Origin of the sequence: Streptomyces sp. Root1310 (assembly GCF_001426425.1) — a bacterium.
Lineage (GTDB): Bacteria > Actinomycetota > Actinomycetes > Streptomycetales > Streptomycetaceae > Streptomyces.
The window spans coordinates 161,121-178,725 of record NZ_LMEQ01000003.1; the positions used below are offsets into that span (position 1 = coordinate 161,121).

General features: G+C 71.7%; 13 protein-coding genes. 3 read left to right on the forward strand and 10 right to left on the reverse strand.

Going from position 1 to position 17,605, the window contains the following annotated elements:
- Positions 1-38 precede the first annotated feature (38 nt).
- From ASD48_RS11775 to ASD48_RS11790, 4 genes are all read right to left on the reverse strand, one after another.
- Positions 39-2,489, reverse strand: a complete 2,451-nt coding sequence (locus tag ASD48_RS11775; protein WP_057601504.1) for a [protein-PII] uridylyltransferase — start codon at positions 2,487-2,489, stop codon at positions 39-41.
- Positions 2,490-2,515: 26 nt separating this feature from the next.
- Complete coding sequence (locus tag ASD48_RS11780) at positions 2,516-2,854, reverse strand: P-II family nitrogen regulator (RefSeq protein WP_003997576.1); 339 nt, start codon at positions 2,852-2,854, stop codon at positions 2,516-2,518.
- Positions 2,851-4,194 carry an ammonium transporter gene (locus tag ASD48_RS11785; RefSeq protein ID WP_057601505.1) on the reverse strand — a complete coding sequence of 448 codons (1,344 nt, stop codon included), beginning with the start codon at positions 4,192-4,194 and terminating at the stop codon, positions 2,851-2,853. Before ASD48_RS11785 ends, ASD48_RS11780 begins: the two co-directional genes overlap by 4 nt.
- Before the next feature lie 337 nt (positions 4,195-4,531).
- Positions 4,532-6,016: a hypothetical protein gene (locus ASD48_RS11790; protein ID WP_057601506.1), complete on the reverse strand. Its 1,485-nt coding sequence runs from the start codon at positions 6,014-6,016 to the stop codon at positions 4,532-4,534.
- 447 nt (positions 6,017-6,463) lie between these two features.
- Here ASD48_RS11790 and ASD48_RS11795 point away from each other — a divergent pair, with 447 nt between their 5' ends.
- Positions 6,464-7,120 (forward strand): bifunctional DNA primase/polymerase, encoded by a 657-nt coding sequence (locus ASD48_RS11795; protein ID WP_057601507.1) that lies wholly within the window; start codon positions 6,464-6,466, stop codon positions 7,118-7,120.
- Positions 7,121-7,280: 160 nt separating this feature from the next.
- Here the strand turns inward: ASD48_RS11795 and ftsY are convergent, their stop codons facing one another.
- Both ftsY and ASD48_RS11805 read right to left on the reverse strand, forming a co-directional pair.
- Positions 7,281-8,495 (reverse strand): signal recognition particle-docking protein FtsY, encoded by a 1,215-nt coding sequence (ftsY, locus tag ASD48_RS11800; RefSeq protein ID WP_057601508.1) that lies wholly within the window; start codon positions 8,493-8,495, stop codon positions 7,281-7,283.
- A 66-nt stretch (positions 8,496-8,561) separates the two neighbouring features.
- Entirely contained in the window at positions 8,562-8,753 is a 192-nt protein-coding gene (locus ASD48_RS11805; RefSeq protein ID WP_057601509.1) for a hypothetical protein, read from the reverse strand.
- Positions 8,754-8,843: 90 nt separating this feature from the next.
- On the opposite strand from ASD48_RS11805, the gene ASD48_RS11810 reads away from it, so the two are divergent.
- On the forward strand, positions 8,844-9,815 hold the full coding sequence (locus tag ASD48_RS11810; RefSeq protein WP_057601510.1) for an LLM class flavin-dependent oxidoreductase: 972 nt from the start codon (positions 8,844-8,846) through the stop codon (positions 9,813-9,815).
- Between the two features lie 96 nt (positions 9,816-9,911).
- On the opposite strand, the gene ASD48_RS11815 is transcribed toward ASD48_RS11810, so the two are convergent.
- The 4 genes from ASD48_RS11815 to ASD48_RS11830 all read right to left on the reverse strand — a co-directional run bounded on the left by ASD48_RS11815 (position 9,912) and on the right by ASD48_RS11830 (position 16,254).
- Positions 9,912-11,330: a sugar porter family MFS transporter gene (locus tag ASD48_RS11815; protein ID WP_057601511.1), complete on the reverse strand. Its 1,419-nt coding sequence runs from the start codon at positions 11,328-11,330 to the stop codon at positions 9,912-9,914.
- A gap of 216 nt (positions 11,331-11,546) precedes the next feature.
- On the reverse strand, positions 11,547-15,122 hold the full coding sequence (smc, locus tag ASD48_RS11820; protein ID WP_057601512.1) for a chromosome segregation protein SMC: 3,576 nt from the start codon (positions 15,120-15,122) through the stop codon (positions 11,547-11,549).
- Between the two features lie 267 nt (positions 15,123-15,389).
- Positions 15,390-15,593, reverse strand: coding sequence for a hypothetical protein (locus tag ASD48_RS11825; protein WP_020128723.1), 204 nt, complete (start codon positions 15,591-15,593; stop codon positions 15,390-15,392).
- Positions 15,594-15,972: 379 nt separating this feature from the next.
- Positions 15,973-16,254, reverse strand: a complete 282-nt coding sequence (locus ASD48_RS11830; protein ID WP_057601513.1) for an acylphosphatase — start codon at positions 16,252-16,254, stop codon at positions 15,973-15,975.
- A 196-nt stretch (positions 16,255-16,450) separates the two neighbouring features.
- On the opposite strand from ASD48_RS11830, the gene ASD48_RS11835 reads away from it, so the two are divergent.
- Complete coding sequence (locus ASD48_RS11835) at positions 16,451-17,584, forward strand: CAP domain-containing protein (protein ID WP_057601514.1); 1,134 nt, start codon at positions 16,451-16,453, stop codon at positions 17,582-17,584.
- The last annotated feature ends 21 nt before the right edge of the window (positions 17,585-17,605 follow it).

Genomic DNA, 17,605 nt, shown 5'->3' on the forward strand with positions numbered 1-17,605 from the left:
CAATCAGCGGGCGGGGACGTGTGCCGCGCGGCACACGGTCACGCCCGCAGTGTCTCCTCCAGCTTGCGGGTGACGGAGGCGGCCTCGTCGGCGGGCAGGGGCGCGCCGTCCGCTCCGGTGACGTAGAACGCGTCCACGGCGTTCGCGCCGAGGGTCGAGACGTGCATGCTGCGGACCCGCAGCCCCGCGTCCTCCAGGGCCTGGCCGATCCGGTGCAGCAGCCCCGGCGCGTCCTGGGCGCGCACCTCGATGACCGTGGCGTGCCGGGAGGCCGCCGGGGCCACCGTCACCCGCGGCGGAGGCGCGACCACGCCCCTGCGGCGGGGGTAGGCGGCGTCCCGCTCCGCGAGCCGTCCGGCGATGTCCAGCGAGCCGTCCAGGGCGCGTACGAGGTCGGCGCGCAGCCGGGCCGCCTGCGGCAGGGAGCCGTACTCGGCGGCGACCCGCCAGTTCAGCAGCAGGACGGAGCCCTCGACGCCGGTCGGCAGGTCCAGGGCGCGCAGCTCGGCGGTGCGGACGGTCAGCCGGTGCACGGCGAGGACACCGGCCACGGCGGGCAGCACGCCCCCCTGGTCGGGGACGGCGATGAGCAGTTCCACGCCGAGCGGCTCGGGGTCGTCCGCGGGTCCGTCCTCCGCGGGGAGCTCGGTCTGGGCGCGCAGGGCCAGCACCGGGCCGCCGGTGGCGACCGCCTCGATGGCGAGCCGTTCCTGCTCGGCGGTGGGCGCGGCGACGGCGGGTTCGTCCGGCGCGTCCCCGGCGAGCACCGCCGCCACCCGCTTGACCAGGTCCGCCACGAGCGAACCCCGCCAGGACGACCAGGCGGCGGGGCCGGTGGCCAGCGCGTCCGCCTCGGTGAGCGCGTGCAGCAGCTCCAGGGTGCTCTGTGAGCCGACCGCTTCGGCGACCGAGCGGACCGTGGCCGGATCCTCCAGGTCACGCCGGGTGGCCGTCTCGATCAGCAGCAGGTGATGCCGTACGAGCGTGGAGAGGACGGCGACGTCGGCGCGGTCGAAGCCGATCCGGGCGGCGACGTCCTTGGCGATGATCTCGCCCGCGACCGAGTGGTCGCCGGGCCATCCCTTGCCGATGTCGTGCAGCAGCGCGGAGACCAGCAGCAGGTCGGGGCGGCTGACCCGGCGGGTGAACTCGGAGGCGCGGACGGCGGTCTCGATGAGGTGCCGGTCGACGGTCCAGATGTGCACGGCGTTGCGCTGCGGGCGGCAGCGCACCCGCTCCCAGTCGGGCAGCAGCCGCGTGATCAGGCCCTCGGCCTCCAGCGCCTCCCAGACCTCGATGGTGGGCTGACCCGAGCCGAGCAGTGTCACGAGCTGCTCGCGGGCCTCGGCGGGCCAGGGCGTGGGCAGCGGGCGCACGGTGGCGGCGAGGCGCCGGACGGCATGCAGGGAGAGCGGGAGACCGGCCTGCGCGGCGGCGGCCGCGGCGCGCAGGGGGAGCACGGGGTCGCGTTCGGGGCGTGCGGCACGGGCGAGCACCACCTCGCCGTCCTGCTCCACCACGCCTTCGGCCAGCGGGGACCGTTCGGCGGCGGGCTTGGCGCCGCCGCCCAGCATGGCGCGCAGTCGAGGCCGCACGGCGCGTGACCGCAGCACGCGCCCCACTTCGCGCCAGGTGACATCACTCGCGTACGAGATGACGCGGGCCGCCTCGTACACCTGCCGCAGCAGCGTGTCGGCGTCCAGCAGGCCCAGCTCGGCGGCCACCTGGTCCTGTTCCTGGAGGGCCAGCCGGTCGGTGGCCCGGCCGGTGGCCAGGTGCAGGGCGTCCCGCACGTCGAGGAGCCGGCGCCGGGCGTCGTCGAGGCCCTCGCGGGGCGCGTCGGCCAGCCAGGAGGCGGCGACGGCCCGCAGCGCGGTGGCGTCCCGCAGCCCGCCCCGGGCCTCCTTCAGGTCCGGCTCCAGCAGGTACTGGAGCTCGCCCTGGCGTTCGGCGCGCTCGACGCAGAGTTCCTGGAGCTCGGGGAGTCGCTTGGGCGCCTGGTTGCGCCAGTCGGCGAGGACGGCCGTACGCAGTCCGGCCGTCAGACCGGGGTCGCCGGCGAGGTGGCGGGCGTCGAGGAGGCCGAGCTGGACCTTGAGGTCCTCCCCGGCGGTCTTGCGGGCCTCGGCCGGGGTGCGGACGGAGTGGTCCAGAGCGAGGCCCAGGTCCCACACGGGGTACCAGAGCCGGTCGGCGAGGGCGGCGACCGCCTTGGGGTCGGCGCCGTCGTGCAGCAGGAGGAGGTCCAGGTCGCTGCGCGGGGACAGCTCGCCCCGGCCGTAGCCGCCGACGGCGACCAGGGACACGCCCTTCAGGTCCTCGGTGCCGGCCGTGAAGAGCCCCGACAGCCAGTCGTCGGTCAGTTCGGCGAGGGCGGAACGGCGCGGCGGCCCGGACCGCGCCCCCTCGGTGAGGAGGCGCAGCCGGGCCGCCGCGTAGCCGCTGGGTCCCGAGTCCTCTGCATCCTTGCGCACGTCCGTACTCGTCACCCAGCGACTCCTGTTCTGTTCTGCCGTCAGAGCGCGTCCGGGCCGCGCTCGCCGGTGCGGACCCGTACGGCCGTCTCGACCGGGAGGGACCAGACCTTGCCGTCACCGATCTTGCCCGTACGGGCCGCCTTGACGATGACGTCGATCAGCTGCTCGGCGTCGTCGTCCTCGGCCAGCACCTCGATGCGGATCTTGGGAACGAGGTCGACCGTGTACTCGGCGCCGCGGTAGACCTCGGTGTGTCCCCGCTGACGACCGTAACCGCTGGCCTCGGTGACCGTCAGGCCGTGGACGCCGAAGGCCTGAAGGGCTTCCTTGATCTCGTCGAGCCGGTGGGGCTTCACGACGGCGGTGATGAGCTTCATGCGTCCACCTTCTTGCTCGCGTCGGTGACCGCGGTCGGGAGGGCGGTCGTGCGGGCGGCGCCGCCGCCGGCCCCGCTGAAGTCGTATGCGGTCTCGGCGTGCTCGGCCTGGTCGATGCCGGCCACCTCGTCGTCCTCGGAGACCCGCATGCCGATGGTCTTGTCGAGGAGGAAGGCGAGGATCGCGGAGACCACCAGCGAGTAGCCGAGGACCGCGAAGACACCGGCGCACTGCTTCCACAGCTGGTCGAAGGAGTGGTCGCCGTAGAAGACGCCGGTCGCCGTGGACTGGCCCTTGCCGCTGGCGAAGAAGCCGATCAGCAGGGAGCCGACGACACCGCCGACCAGGTGGACGCCGACGACGTCGAGGGAGTCGTCGTAGCCGAACTTGTACTTCAGGCCGACGGCCATGGCGCACAGCAGACCGGCGATGGCACCGACGGCGATCGCGCCGAGCGGGGTGACCGCACCACCCGAGGGCGTGATGGCGACCAGACCGGCGACCGCACCGGAGGCGGCGCCCAGCGTGGTGAACGCGCCGTGCCGGATCTTCTCGTAGGCGAGCCAGGCCAGCATGGCGGCGGCGGTGGCGACCTGCGTGTTGACGAACATCAGCGCGCCGACGCCGTCGTCGTTGCCGAGCCACGAGCCGGCGTTGAAGCCGAACCAGCCGAACCACAGCAGACCGGCGCCGAGCATGACCAGCGGCAGGCTGTGCGGGCGCATCGGGTCCTTCTTGAACCCGACGCGCTTGCCGATGACGAGGATCACGCCGAGGGCCGCGGCACCGGCGTTGATGTGCACCGCCGTACCACCGGCGAAGTCGATGACACCCAGCTCGAAGGCCCAGCCGCCGGCGCCCCAGACCCAGTGCGCGACCGGGAAGTAGACGACCGTGGCCCACAGGGCGACGAACAGCGCCCACGCGGAGAACTTGACGCGGTCGGCCAGCGCACCGCTTATCAGGGCGGGCGTGATGATCGCGAACATCATCTGGAAGACCATGAACACGAAGATCGGGATGGTGTAGCCGTCCCACAGCTCCGTCAGGCCGATGTTGCTGAGACCGACCCAGTCGGAGTTCCAGCCGATGAGGCTGCCGGAGTCGGTGCCGAAAGCGAGGGAGAAGCCGTACAACACCCACAGGATGGTGACGATGCCGATGCTGATGAAGCTCATCATCAGCATGTTGAGCGTGCTCTTGACGCGGACCATGCCTCCGTAGAAGAAGGCGAGGCCCGGGGTCATGATCAGCACCAGGGCGGAACAGATGAGCATGAAGCCTGTGTTCGCGGACGACAGCGTGGGTGCGTCCGCCGCAAGCGTGATGGCTGCTGCCATCGGCGTCTCCTCGTCGTAGGTACGGCCCCGTGCGGGCGAAGCCAGAGCGGGTCGTGAGGGGTGGGCCGGTTATGCGCCATGAGATTCGCGCAGCGCGGTTTCGGTGGACGCCCCTCGTTGTTTCGCCGCGGTGACGAAGGCGCCTCGTGCGTTACGCCTCGATGAACTGGCTGATGTTCGCCGAATGGATCGTTATCGTGGCGCAACCTTCGGAGAACGCAATAAACCGGCCGCGGGCGGCCTTCCGAATGACCTGGCATGGGGGAGCCGAGTCGGGCAGTTCGGGAGGGCCGGCCGCGGCCGGAGTTCCGGGGTTCTGCTCGGTGGAGCAGCGGGATCAGACCGCTTCGGCGGTCTCCGGCAGCTCGATCGTGAGGCGCTCGGTCAGGTCCACGACCTCGGAAAGATCACCGAAATCGCGTACGGCGCTGTCGACCGTCTTTCGGATACGAGTGTTGACGCGCTCGGAGCGCACCTTCTTGGCCTCCTTCATGGCCTGGGTGGCGAGGGTGGCGCTGTGCTCGGGCTCGCGCTGGAGGAGGTGCACCGTGGCCATCCCGATCAGGTTCAGCACATACGACCGCTGGTGGTCGTGGTCGCCCGCGAACAGCTGCACGGCCTTGCGCATCAGGGGCTCGGCCAGCGAGGCGTAGGTGGGGCTGCGGCCGGCGACATAGGCGAGGTCGCGGAACGAGTGGCTGTTCTCGCCGTAGAGCTCGGCCTCGGAGAAGAAGCGGATCCAGTCGGGGTCAGGCTCGTCCCACTCGTCCGACTCGGCGAAGGTGTCCTCGGCCATCCGCACCGCCCGTTTGCACCGGCCGGGCTGCCCCATGTTGGCGTAGGCGCGGGCCTCCATCGCATACAGCATGGACTGGGTGCGCGGGCTCGCGCAGTCCCGGCTGCCGTACTGCGCGAGGTGGATCAGTTCCAGGGCGTCCTCGGGCCTGCCGAGGTGGATCATCTGGCGGCTCATGCTGGACAGCACGTAACTGCCGAGCGGCCGGTCGCCTGCCTCCTTCGCCGCGTGCAGGGCGAGCACGAAGTACTTCTGCGCGGTGGGCTGGAGCCCCACGTCGTAGCTCATCCAGCCCGCGAGCTCCGCCAGTTCGGCGGCGACCTTGAACAGCCTCCGCGCGGTGGACTCGGGCTGCGGCTCCTGGAGGAGGTCCGTCACCTCGTGCAGCTGCCCGACGACCGCCTTGCGGCGCAGCCCGCCGCCGCACTGGGCGTCCCACTGCCGGAACATCACGGTGGTGGACTCCAGCAGGTCCAGCTCGGGCCGGGAGAGCCGGCCGCGGGCCCGGCTGGTCGGGACCGAGTCCGGTTCCTCGATCGGGGCGGGCGGCGAGGGGACGAGCCAGCGCTGCATGGGCTCGATCAGGGACGGGCCCGCGCACAGGGCGAGCGAGGTCCCGAGGAACCCGCGCCGCGCCAGCATCAGGTCGCTGCGGGAGAACTCGCTGAGCTGGGCCACCGTCTGCGGGGCCGTCCACGGCAGGTCGACGCCGGTCACGGAGGGCGCCTGGCGCGCGGCCCGCAGCCCGAGGTCCTCCACGGAGACGACACAGCCGAACCGCTCGGAGAACAGCTCGGACAGGATCCTCGGGATGGGCTCGCGGGGGTTCTCGCCGTCCAGCCAGCGACGCACGCGCGAGGTGTCCGTGGAGATGTGGTTGGCGCCCAACTGGCGTGCCCGGCGGTTGACTTGACGGGCGAGTTCGCCCTTCGACCAGCCGCTGCGCACGAACCACGAAGAGAGCAGCTCGTTCGGGCGCTTGTCTCCGCCCGCAGCGTTGTTTCCGCTTCCGCCGTTGCCGCTCACTGGAACGCCCCCATCCCTGAGACCACTTGTCACTGAGTGCGCCAAGCCTTATCAGAATGCCGGTAAATACCGCCTGCCGTACGGTACTTGTCACCCTTCGAACGGAAAGCCGACTTGCCTCCGGCATACCCACAAGCGCATGTGCCTCCAGGACCCGCACACTCAAAGTAATCCTACGATCACGGCTCCGGCCACGAGGATCCCGGAAACGCCACCATTCGCCACCCCTTCGAATGAACTCCCGGTGGCTCGTACGCGATTCACTTGACATAGGACGGCCGGAAGTGGGCGGAGCGAAGCACGCAGGGGCGCGCGCCACCCGACACACCACCCGGAGCGCTTCCGGGCGCTGCCTGGATCGAGCGGCCGGCGGGAAGCGGAAGCACACAGAGTCACGACGAACGATCGCTGCGTAACCATCGGCGCGTCGAACCCGTTGGAGGGGGCATGGGCTTCACGATCGGCGGCATTCGCGAGATCCGCTCCGGCGCGCGCAGGCGCGGTCGCTCGTCCGAGTGCACCGCCGTCGCCGAGTTCACGGGGCTGTGGGGCTGGGAGGCGGTGCCCGGCGCGCGGGCCGCGGCGGGCGTCTGCTCGTGCGGGCGTTCCGACTGCCGCGAACCCGGCGCGCATCCCCTGCCGTTCGCCCCCCGGGTCCCCGCCGGGGCCACGCTCGACGAGGTGAGCAGGACCTGGTCGGAGTTCCCGGGCGCCGCGGTCATGCTGCCCGTCGGCCGCGCGTTCGACGTGCTCGACGTCGCCGAGCCCGCCGGCCTTCGCGCCCTGGTCCGGCTGGAGCGCATGGGTCTCCCCCTCGGCCCGGTCACCGCCACCCCCGGGGGCCGCACCCAGTTCTTCGTCGCCCCCGGCGCCGCCGCCGGACTGGCCGGGCTGCTCTACCGCATGGGCTGGGACGACCCGACCGCCCTGGACCTGCGCGGCCTCGGCCCCGGCAGCTTCATCACGGCCCCGCCCTCCGACCGCGGCGGGCTCGGCCCGGTGCGCTGGCTGCGCCCACCCGCGCTGGACTCGGCCACCCGCCCGCCGGAGGCCCGCCTGCTGCTGGGCACCCTGGCCTATCTGGCCCACCGGTCGCGCGCCTGAGCGGTACGGCGCGCCCACAGCCGAGCGCCCGCTCCCACTGCACCTGGGGGCGGGCGCTTGCTGTTGTGCGGCGTCCGGACCGGCGCCGCTCTCGTGGATCCGGCCTCTCGCCGTCGTGGGACCTCGGTGACCGGTCGCCGCGGGCGGTGGCCGATGGCGCTCAGTCGCCGATAAGGGCATCCACGAAGGCCTCCGGCTCGAAGGGCGCCAGGTCGTCCGCGCCCTCGCCGAGTCCGATCAGCTTGACCGGGACGCCCAGCTCGCGCTGGACCGCGATCACGATGCCGCCCTTCGCCGTGCCGTCCAGCTTGGTCAGGACGATGCCGGTGATGTTCACGACCTCGGCGAAGACACGGGCCTGGACGAGACCGTTCTGCCCGGTGGTGGCGTCGAGGACCAGGAGCACCTCGTCGAGCGGCGCGTGCTTCTCGACGACCCGCTTGACCTTGCCGAGCTCGTCCATGAGGCCGGTCTTGGTGTGCAGCCGCCCCGCGGTGTCGATGAGGACGACGTCCACCCCCATCTCCTTGCCCTCCTTCACCGCGTCGAACGCGACGGAGGCGGGATCGCCCGCCTCGGGGCCCCGCACGGTGTGCGCACCGACCCGCTCGCCCCAGGTCTGGAGCTGGTCGGCGGCGGCGGCACGGAAGGTGTCGGCGGCGCCGAGGACGACGGTCCGCCCGTCGGCCACGAGCACGCGCGCGAGCTTGCCGGTGGTGGTGGTCTTGCCGGTGCCGTTGACCCCGACGACCATCACGATGCCCGGCTTGCGCTCCTCGGGCTCGGTCTTCACGGTGCGGTCGACCTCGGTGCCGACCAGCGTGAGCAGCTCCTCGCGCAGCAGGCTGCGCAGCTCCTCGGGGGTGCGGGTGCCGAGCACCCGGACGCGCTCGCGCAGCCGATCGACCAGCTCCTGGGTGGGCTGCACGCCGACGTCGGCGGTGAGCAGCGTGTCCTCGATCTCCTCCCAGGTGTCCTCGTCGAGGTGCTCGCGGGAGAGCAGCGTGAGCAGTCCCTTGCCCAGGGCGTTCTGCGAGCGGGACAGGCGGGCGCGGAGGCGGACCAGCCGCCCCTCGGTGGGTTCCGGGATCTCGAGCTCGGGAACCTCGAGAGGGGGGACGACGGGCGGTTCCTCGACGGCCGTGCCGGTCGAGCCGCCGTCGGGAAGATCCACCTCCTCTATCGTGCGGCGCGGTTCGTCGCGCGGCGTCTCGGCCTCGTCGCCGACGTGCGGCTCGGCCGGAGGGGCGGTGATGTCGGGCGCGGTGGGGGGCGGCGGGGGCAGCGACTTCTTCCGTCGGCTGCCGACCACGAGCCCGCCGAGCACACCGAGCACGACCACGGCGATGACTACAGCAAGGATGACGGTTTCCATAACGCGTCCAGTATCCATCCCTCCCCGCCCGGGACCCTGCTGCCCGGCCCGTACGGCCGGGCCCTGTCAGCTCTTGTGCAGCGCCGCCCGCGCCCGGAACCGCAGGCGCAGGCAGCGTTCCACGGTCTCCTCCGACGCGTCCTCGGGGCAGCAGCAGTGCTCGGCGAGCCACCGCAGGTCGTCGGGGTCGAGCCAGAGGGCGACGCGCCCCCGGTCGGCCTCGTCCCGCGGGTCGGTCGGCACGACGGGTCGGGTCATGGCCCGAGCCTACGGCCGGCCGGACGGACCCATGGCCATCTGACACCCCGTCAGCTACCGTCCCCCCACATCCGCCGAAGGGGGCCTGCCATGCCCGTCACCGTCGTCCGTTTCAACCTCGTCGCTCCCGGCGCGACCCCGGCCGAGCTCGGTGTGCGGTACCGGGCCGCTCTGGAGATGGCCGCGTACGCCGACGAGTGCGGGGTCACGACCGTACAGACCGAGGAGCATCACGGGGCCGAGAACAACTGGCTGCCGTCGCCGTTCGCCTTCGCGGGCGCCGTGCTCGGCGCGACCCGGCGGCTCGCGGTCACCGTCTCTGCGGTGATCGGTCCGCTGCACGACCCACTGCGGCTGGCCGAGGACATCGCGGTGCTCGACCTGCTGAGCGGCGGCCGGCTGGCCACGGTCGCCGGGATCGGATACCGGCCCGAGGAGTACGAGCGGGCGGGGGTGGACTGGAAGCGGCGCGGGCGGCTCCAGGACGAGCTGCTCGACACCCTGCTCAAGGCCTGGACCGGCGAGGAGTTCGAGTACCGGGGCCGTACGGTACGGGTCACCCCGCGGCCGTCCTCCGCACCGCACCCGCTGCTGCTGGTCGGCGGCTCCTCGAAGGCGGCCGCCCGCCGGGCCGCCCGGCTCGGCCTGCCGTTCTTCCCCAGCGCACACCTTCCGGAGCTGGAGGCGTACTACAAGGAGCGGCTCGTGGAGTACGGGACGGAGGGCTGGACGATGATGCCGGCCGCCGAGACCCCGCTGCTGCACATCGCCGAGGATCCGGACCGGGCGTGGGCCGAGTACGGCGAACACTTCCTGCACGAGGCCCGGACGTACGCCTCCTGGCAGTCCGGCGAGATCCGCTCGGCGGTGCGCTCGGCGGCGGGCAGCGTCCGGGAGCTCCGCGACGAGGGGGTCTACCGGATCCTCACGCCGGACGAGTGTGTGGCGCAGGGGCTCGACAACCTCGTCCTGCATCCCCTGGCCGGCGGGATGCCGACGGCGGAGGGCTGGCGCGGACTGCGGCTGTTCTGCGAGAACGTACTGCCCCGGCTCGACGGGTGAGCCGGGGCGGTACGTCCTACGGGTATCGAGGAGCGGGCAGCGGGGATGTGGCCCGGCTCCTCGAGTCCAGGGGGCTCGATGGCCTCTCGGAGAGGCTCAGCCCATCTCCTCCAGCGACTTGCCCTTCGTCTCCTTGACGTACTTCAGGACGAACGGGATGGAGAGCGCGGCGAAGACCGTGTAGATCACGTAGGTCGCGGAGAGGTTCCAGTCGGCCAGCGACGGGAAGCTCGCGGTGATGGCCCAGTTGGCGATCCACTGCGCGGACGCGGCCACGCCGAGGGCGGCGGCACGGATCCGGTTGGGGAACATCTCGCCGAGGAAGACCCAGACGACGACACCCCAGGACAGGGCGAAGAAGAGGACGAAGACGTGCGCGGCGATCAGGGCGATCCAGCCCTGGGTGGCCGGCAGCTTGCCGTCGACCAGGTCGAAGGAGAACGCCCAGGCCTCCAGCGCGAGGCCGACGACCATGCCGACGGAGCCGATGAGGGCCAGCGGCCTGCGGCCGACGCGGTCCACGAAGATCATCGCGATCACGGTGCCGACGATGTTGATGATCGACGTCGTGAAGGAGTAGAAGAACGAGTCCGTCGGGTCGACGCCGACCGACTGCCACAGCGTCGAGGAGTAGTAGAACGCGACGTTGATGCCGACGAACTGCTGGAAGACGGACAGGCCGATACCGACCCAGACGATCGGCTTGAAGAAGAAGGAGCCGCCGAGCAGGTCCTTGAAGGTGGACTTGTGCTCGCTCTTCATCGCGTGCTCGATCTCGGCGACGCGGGCGTCCAGGTCGATCTTCGCGCCCTCGACCTCTTCGAGGATGTCACGGGCCCGCTCGCGCTTGCCGACGGAGATCAGGAAGCGCGGGGACTCGGGGATGGCGAAGGAGAGCAGACCGTAGAGGACGGCCGGGACCACCATGACGCCCAGCATGACCTGCCAGGCCTCCAGGCCCATGAGCTCGCCGCGCTGGTCGCCGCCGGCCGCGTTCAGCAGACCCCAGTTGACCAGCTGCGAGATCGCGATGCCGATGACGATCGCGGCCTGCTGGAAGGAACCGAGGCGGCCGCGGTAGGCGGGCGGGGCGACCTCCGCGATGTAGGCGGGGCCGATGACGGAGGCCATGCCGATGGCGAAGCCGCCGACGACCCGCCACAGGGCGAAGTCCCACAGCGCGAAGGGCAGGGCCGAGCCGACGGCGCTGACGATGAACAGCACGGCGGCGATCTGCATGACCCGGATGCGGCCGATGCGGTCGGCGATGCGGCCGGCGGTCGCGGCGCCGATGGCGCAGCCGATCAGGGCGATGGCGATGACCTGCGCCAGGGCCGCGGAGCCGACGTCGTAGCGGTCCCGGATGGCCTCGACCGCGCCGTTGATGACGGAGCTGTCGTAGCCGAAGAGGAAGCCGCCCATCGCGGCCGCCGCCGCGATGAAGATGACGTGCCCGAGATGATCGGGGTGAGCCGTCCCGGCTCCTGACTTTTGTGCCTGCTCTGTGCTGGTCACGTTCAACTCCTCGGGCCGCCGGCAACGCCGCCGACGGGATCAACACCTCCAGATAGGTGGTACCTGAAGGTAAAAGCAACGGTGCCGAGACTATGCCTTCAAGTGTCGAAGTCAAGAGGGGGTGACTGTGACTTTTCAGCGCACACGTGAGGAGCATGTGTTCAACTCTTGAAGAACCACTCGGGGCTTGCCTTCGGATACCCCGCTCCGGGCCGTTCAGCGCAGGCGCTGGCTGATGACCTTCGACACACCGTCGCCCTGCATGGACACGCCGTACAGCGCGTCGGCGACCTCCATCGTGCGCTTCTGGTGCGTGATCACGATCAGCTGCGAGGACTCCTGGAGCTCCTGCATGATCCGGATCAGCCGCTGCAGGTTGGTGTCGTCGAGCGCGGCCTCGACCTCGTCCATGACGTAGAACGGGCTGGGCCGGGCCTTGAAGATCGACACCAGCATGGCGACGGCCGTCAGCGACCGCTCGCCACCGGAGAGCAGGCTGAGCCGCTTGACCTTCTTGCCGGGCGGCCGGGCCTCGACGTCGACGCCCGTGGTGAGCATGTTGTCGGGGTCGGTCAGGATCAGCCGCCCCTCACCGCCGGGGAAGAGCCGGCTGAACACACCCTCGAACTGCAGAGCGGTGTCCCGGAACGCCTCGGTGAAGACCTGCTCGACCCGCTCGTCGACCTCCTTCACGACCTGAAGGAGGTCGGCACGGGTCTTCTTGAGGTCCTCCAGCTGCTCGCTGAGGAACTTGTGCCGCTCCTCCAGCGCGGAGAACTCCTCCAGGGCAAGCGGGTTCACCTTGCCGAGTTGCTGATAGGCGCGTTCGGCCGCCCGCAGCCGCTTCTCCTGCTCGGCCCGCAGGAAACGCCTCGGCAGGTTGCGCGGGTCCTCCGGGTCCTCCGGCAGCACCTCGCCCTCGGCGGGCGGCGAGGGCGGCACCGGCTGGTGGGGCCCGTACTCCGAGACGAGCCCCGCGGGCTCCACCCCCAGCTCCTCCAGCGCCTTGGTCTCCAGCTGCTCGATCCGCATCCGCTTCTCGGCCCCGAGCACCTCGCCCCGGTGGACCGAGTCCGTCAGCTTGTCCAGCTCGGCCTTGAGGTCGCGCCCGGCGGTGCGGGCGGCGGCCAGCTCCTGCTCGCGCCGCGCCTTGGCGGCGTCGGCGGCGACCCGCTCCGCCTCGGCCCGCCCGAGGGACACCTCGACATGGGCGAGCAGCTGGCGCGCACCGGAGGCGACGGCCTCCGCGACGGCGGCCTCGTGCCGCAGCCGTGCCCGCCGCTGCTCCGCACGCGCGCGTGCCTCGCGTTCCGCCCGCGCGGCCCGGTCCAGCGAGTCGGCCCGCCCGGCCAGCCCCTTCACCCGCTCCTCGTGCGTACGGACCTGGAGCCGCGCCTCCATCTCGGTCTGCCGGGCGTTGGCCCCGTCCGCGGCGAGCCGGTCGCGCGCGGAGGTGTCGGGCTCCTCCTCGACCGGCATCTCCTCGGCGACGGCCAGCCGTTCGGCCAGTTCCTCGGCCTCTTCGACGGCCCGGTCCAGCGCCTCCTGGGCCCGCGCCGCGGCCGCCGTGGACCGCTCGGCCTCACCGGCGGCGCCCCGCGCCTGTCCCGCGAGCCGCCCGAGCTGCTGGGCCACGGCCGACTTCTCCCGGTCGGCGGCCCGCCGCCGCTCCCCCGTCTCCTCGACGAGCGCGGCACACTCCTTGCGCCGCTCCCCCGCCTCGAGCTGCGCCCGGGTCAGCTCCTCGCACCGCACCGCCAGCTCCTCGAGCTCGGCGGCGGCCTCGTCGACGGACGCCTGCACCTCCAGCAGACTGGGCGCCCCGGCGGACCCGCCGTGCGCGAAGTGCGCCCCCAGCAGGTCACCCTCGGCGGTCACGGCGGTGAGATCGGGCCTGGCGTAGACGACCTCCTCGGCGTCCTCCAGCGTGCCGACGACGACGATCCCCCGCAGGAGACGCCGTACGGCGGGCAGCAGATCGGCCGGGCCGCGGACGAGGTCGGCGGCGTACCGCGGTCCCCCGGTCTCCCTCGGTCCCTCCGCCTCCCCCGGCTCCTGGGGTACGTCGTCCGGAGCGCCGCTGAGCAACAGCGCGGCCCGGCCCCCGTCCTGCTTGCGCAGCAGGCGGATCGCCTCGGCGGCCGCGGCCGGACCGGTCACGGCGAGGGCGTCCGCCGCCGCCCCGAAGGCCGCCGCGAGCGGGACCTCGTAGCCCTGTGTCACCGTCAGCAGTCCGGCCGCCGGGCCCAGCAGTCCGCTCAGCCGGTCCCGTGCGCCCAGCAGCGCGCCCGTGCCGTCCCTGCGGCGCAGGCCCATCGCCAGGGTCTCGTGGCGGGCCTGGGTCGCGGCGCGCCGGCGTTCGGCTCCCGTGAGCGCCTCGCGGGCGGCGGTGAGAGCGGCCTCCGCCTCGACGAGGCCCTGCCTGGCGGCCTCGTGCTGTTCCCCGAGTTCCTGGTCGTCCGCGTCGAGGCCGTCGACCTCCGCCTTGAGCTCCTCGTACTCCTCCTGCGCGGTGACGGCCCGCTCCTGGGCCTCGTCGCGGGCGGCGGCGAGCCGGTCGATCTCCGCCTGGGCGGAGGCGGCACGCGAACGGGCCGCGTTGACCTGGCCGTTCAGCCGGGCAAGGCCCTCACGCCGGTCGGCGATGGCCCGGGCGACGTCCTTCAGCCGCCGTTCCTCGACGGCGAGCTCCCGCTCCAGGTCGGCGCGGTGGGAGACGGTGTCGTCGAGTGCGTGCTGGGCAGCTTCGAGGGCGGCCTCCAGCTCGGCCTCCTGCTCGCGGACCCGGGCGGCCTCGCGCTCCATGTCCTCGGGATCGCGGCCGCGGCGTTCCTCGGGCGGCGCGGAGGTGGCGCTCTTCACGCGGGCGTCGGCGAGCGAGATCGTGCCGCGGACGCGTTCGGCGAGCTGGGACAGCTCGTACCAGGTCTGCTGGGCACGCTGGAGGCGCGGCGCCAGCCGGCGGACCTCGTCCTCCAGGAGGGCCTCCCGCTGGAGCGCCTTGCGCAGTTCCTGCTCGGCGGCTTCCTTGCGCTCCTTGAGGGCGGCCTCGTCGGCGACCTCGGTCCGCAGGGCCTCCCGCAGCCGTACGAGATCGTCGGCGAGCAGGCGCAGGCGGGCGTCGCGCAGGTCGGCCTGGATGACGGCGGCGCGGCGGGCGACGGCGGCCTGGCGGCCGAGGGGCTTGAGCTGACGGCGCAGTTCGTCGGTCAGGTCCTGCACGCGCGCGAGGTTGGCCTGCATCGCGTCCAGTTTCCTGAGGGCCTTCTCCTTGCGCTTGCGGTGCTTGAGGACGCCCGCCGCCTCCTCGATGAAGGCGCGGCGGCCCATGGGATCGGCGTGCAGGACGGAGTCGAGCTGGCCCTGGCCGACGATGACGTGCATCTCGCGGCCGATGCCGGAGTCGGACAGCAGGTCCTGGATGTCGAGGAGGCGGCAGGTGTCCCCGTTGATCTGGTACTCGCTGCCGCCGTTGCGGAACATGATCCGCGTGATGGTGACCTCGGCGTACTCGATGGGCAGCGCCCCGTCGGAGTTGTCGATGGTCAGGGACACCTCGGCGCGGCCCAGCGGGGGGCGGCCGGTGGTGCCGGCGAAGATGACGTCCTCCATCTTGCCGCCGCGCAGCGACTTCGCGCCCTGCTCGCCCATGACCCAGCTGAGCGCGTCGACGACGTTGGACTTGCCCGAGCCGTTCGGTCCGACCACGCACGTGATCCCCGGTTCGAACCTGAGCGTGGTCGCCGAGGCGAACGACTTGAACCCCCGGAGGGTCAGGGCCTTGAGGTGCACGGCGCTGGACTCTACCTTCCGGGGGTGTCTCACTCCATGAACCCGCGGTTTCACCCATGAACGCGCAGGGCACACCAAACGTTAAGAGACTGAAAGGGTGCGCGGGGGAAGCAATAGAGCGAGCAGGACGACGGCGGGAAAGACGAGGCGGGGGAAAGAAAGAAGGGACGCCGAAGCGTCCCTTGCAAACTCTGACAACTTAGCGGTCCGACGCGGTGAGATGAGCCGCCCGACCACTGCGTGTGCCGTTGTGCAGCGGTGCAGCGATCAGGTGAGCGCAGGCTCCGCCTGGCGTGCGTCGATGCTCTCCAGAAGCGATTCGTGAGAAGCGGCAGCCGTCAGCGCGTCGTTCTCGGCCTGGATCCGTCCGAGCTCGGATTCCAGGTCCTGTACACGCTGCTGCAGCCGTCGCATCTCGGCGAGGAGTCGCGGGTCGGAGCCGCCGACGTAACCGAGAAGCGCCTTTGCCATGATGGATGGTCCTCCACAATGAGTGACCGACCGAAGCGGTGTGGGTCGTGAGGGATTCGCACCCGCGGTGCTTGCCAGGATCTTGGTTGTGCTGCCGTTCATCCATGCCAAACAGCTGAGGTGCGGGGGGTGCTTTCAGCGTCTCACCAAAAAGTTTGACGGTCAACACGATCACGCCCCGTATTGGCGGGCATCCCGGTGGCGCGCGGCCTGAACGGCGGCGCTGCGACTCCTGCGGGGCCCTCGGGGCGTGGCGATCATCCTGACGTGCCGAGCCTTCCACCGCAAGCAATTCTTGGCAACCACCTGCCCCTTTTCATCGGGGCAGGTGCCGTTGGCATGTACCGGAGCTCGTTCCGGGCCGCGTCGCGTGCATTCCTCAGCGGATCGCGAAGCCGTCGTAGCCGCCGCGCGGTGTGTCCCATATCTCGGTGACGCCGTCCACCCGGCCGGGCGTGTCGTCACCCAGAAGCCACCCGAGCAGTCCCTCGCAGCCCTCTCGGGCCCCCTCCGCGACGACCTGGACCCGTCCGTCGGCCAGATTGAGAGCAAAGCCACTCAGGCCGCCGATCTCCAGCGCCTTGGCCCGGGTGAACCAGCGGAAACCCACACCCTGGACGCGCCCGCGCACCCAGGCGACCAGCCGTACATCCTCGTTCATGGGTGCAACCTAACCGGGCAAAGTCGCTCCGGGCACTTCCTCCCCCAGAGCCATGCGGTACCGTCCCCACCCAATGATTCTCATATGAAACTCACTCGATCGGGTGAGCCAGGTTGACCAGAGGGCGCAGGAGGCGCGCGTCGCCCCAGCACTTCGGCCGACCGCTGGGAACACCGCTTGGACGAGAGGCAAGGACATGGGACGCCACCGACGCTCCGCCGCCGGCCGCGCCGCCACGAGCCGCGCCACGGGGGTCACACAGACGCAGGGCTCGCACGCGGACCGTCACACCCCGCAGGACCCGTACGCCGACGAGCGCCCCACGATGGGCATCGCGCCGTACCTGAACCCGGAGGCGTACGCCGACACCGTCGCCAGGAGCCGGGAGTACCTGTACGCCACCGGCGACGAGTACGCCCACGACGACACCACGGTCTTCTCGGTGGACGGCTTCCGGCCCGACGACGGTGACCTGCGGCCGGGCTCGAACCGGGCGGCGGCCGGCCGCCGCCGCAAGCGCAAGGTCGCCACGCCGGTCAAGACGGGCCTGCTGGGTGTCTCCGCCGCCGTCGCCATCGGCACCGTCGCGGTGGCCACGGGCGTGGTGCCGGGTCTCGACAACTACCAGCTCGGTGGTGGCGGCGGCTCGGCCGACAAGGTGCAGGCCGCCGACTCCCCGACCAACTCGGCCTCCGAGCAGGGCGGCACGTCCGGCTCCGCCGACACCGAGCGCGGTGGTACCTCGACCAGCCGCGATGCCGGCCGGTCCACCTCTCCCTCGGTCTCGCCGACGCCTTCCCCCTCCACCTCCACCGCGTCGGCGTCACCGACCGAGACGGCCACCGAGAAGCCGCAGGCCACGCCCTCGAAGAAGCCGAAGACCACTCCGTCCAAGTCGAACGCGGCCACCAAGGCACCGGGGAAGCCCGAGTCCCCGGTGACGGTCTCGGCCGAGGCGCAGGCCGCGGCCGAGGTGCTGAAGCTGGTCAACGAGGAGCGGGCCAAGGTCGGGTGCAGCGCCGTCTCCGCCAACAGCGCGCTGTCGGAGCTCGCCGGGAAGTTCAGCGACGACATGGCCGCGCGCGGCTTCTTCGACCACACCGATCCGGACGGGGCGACCCCGTGGGACCGGGCCGCGAAGGCCGGGATATCCGACCTCGGCGGCGAGAACATAGCCCGGGGCCAGGCCGACGCGGCCGCGGTCATGGAGGCCTGGATGAACAGCCCCGGCCACAAGGCCAACATCCTGAACTGCGACTTCAAGACGCTGGGCGTAGGTGTCCACCTGGGCTCCGGCGGCCCCTGGTGGACGCAGGACTTCGGCTACTAGGGCCGAAGAGGGGTCGAGCGG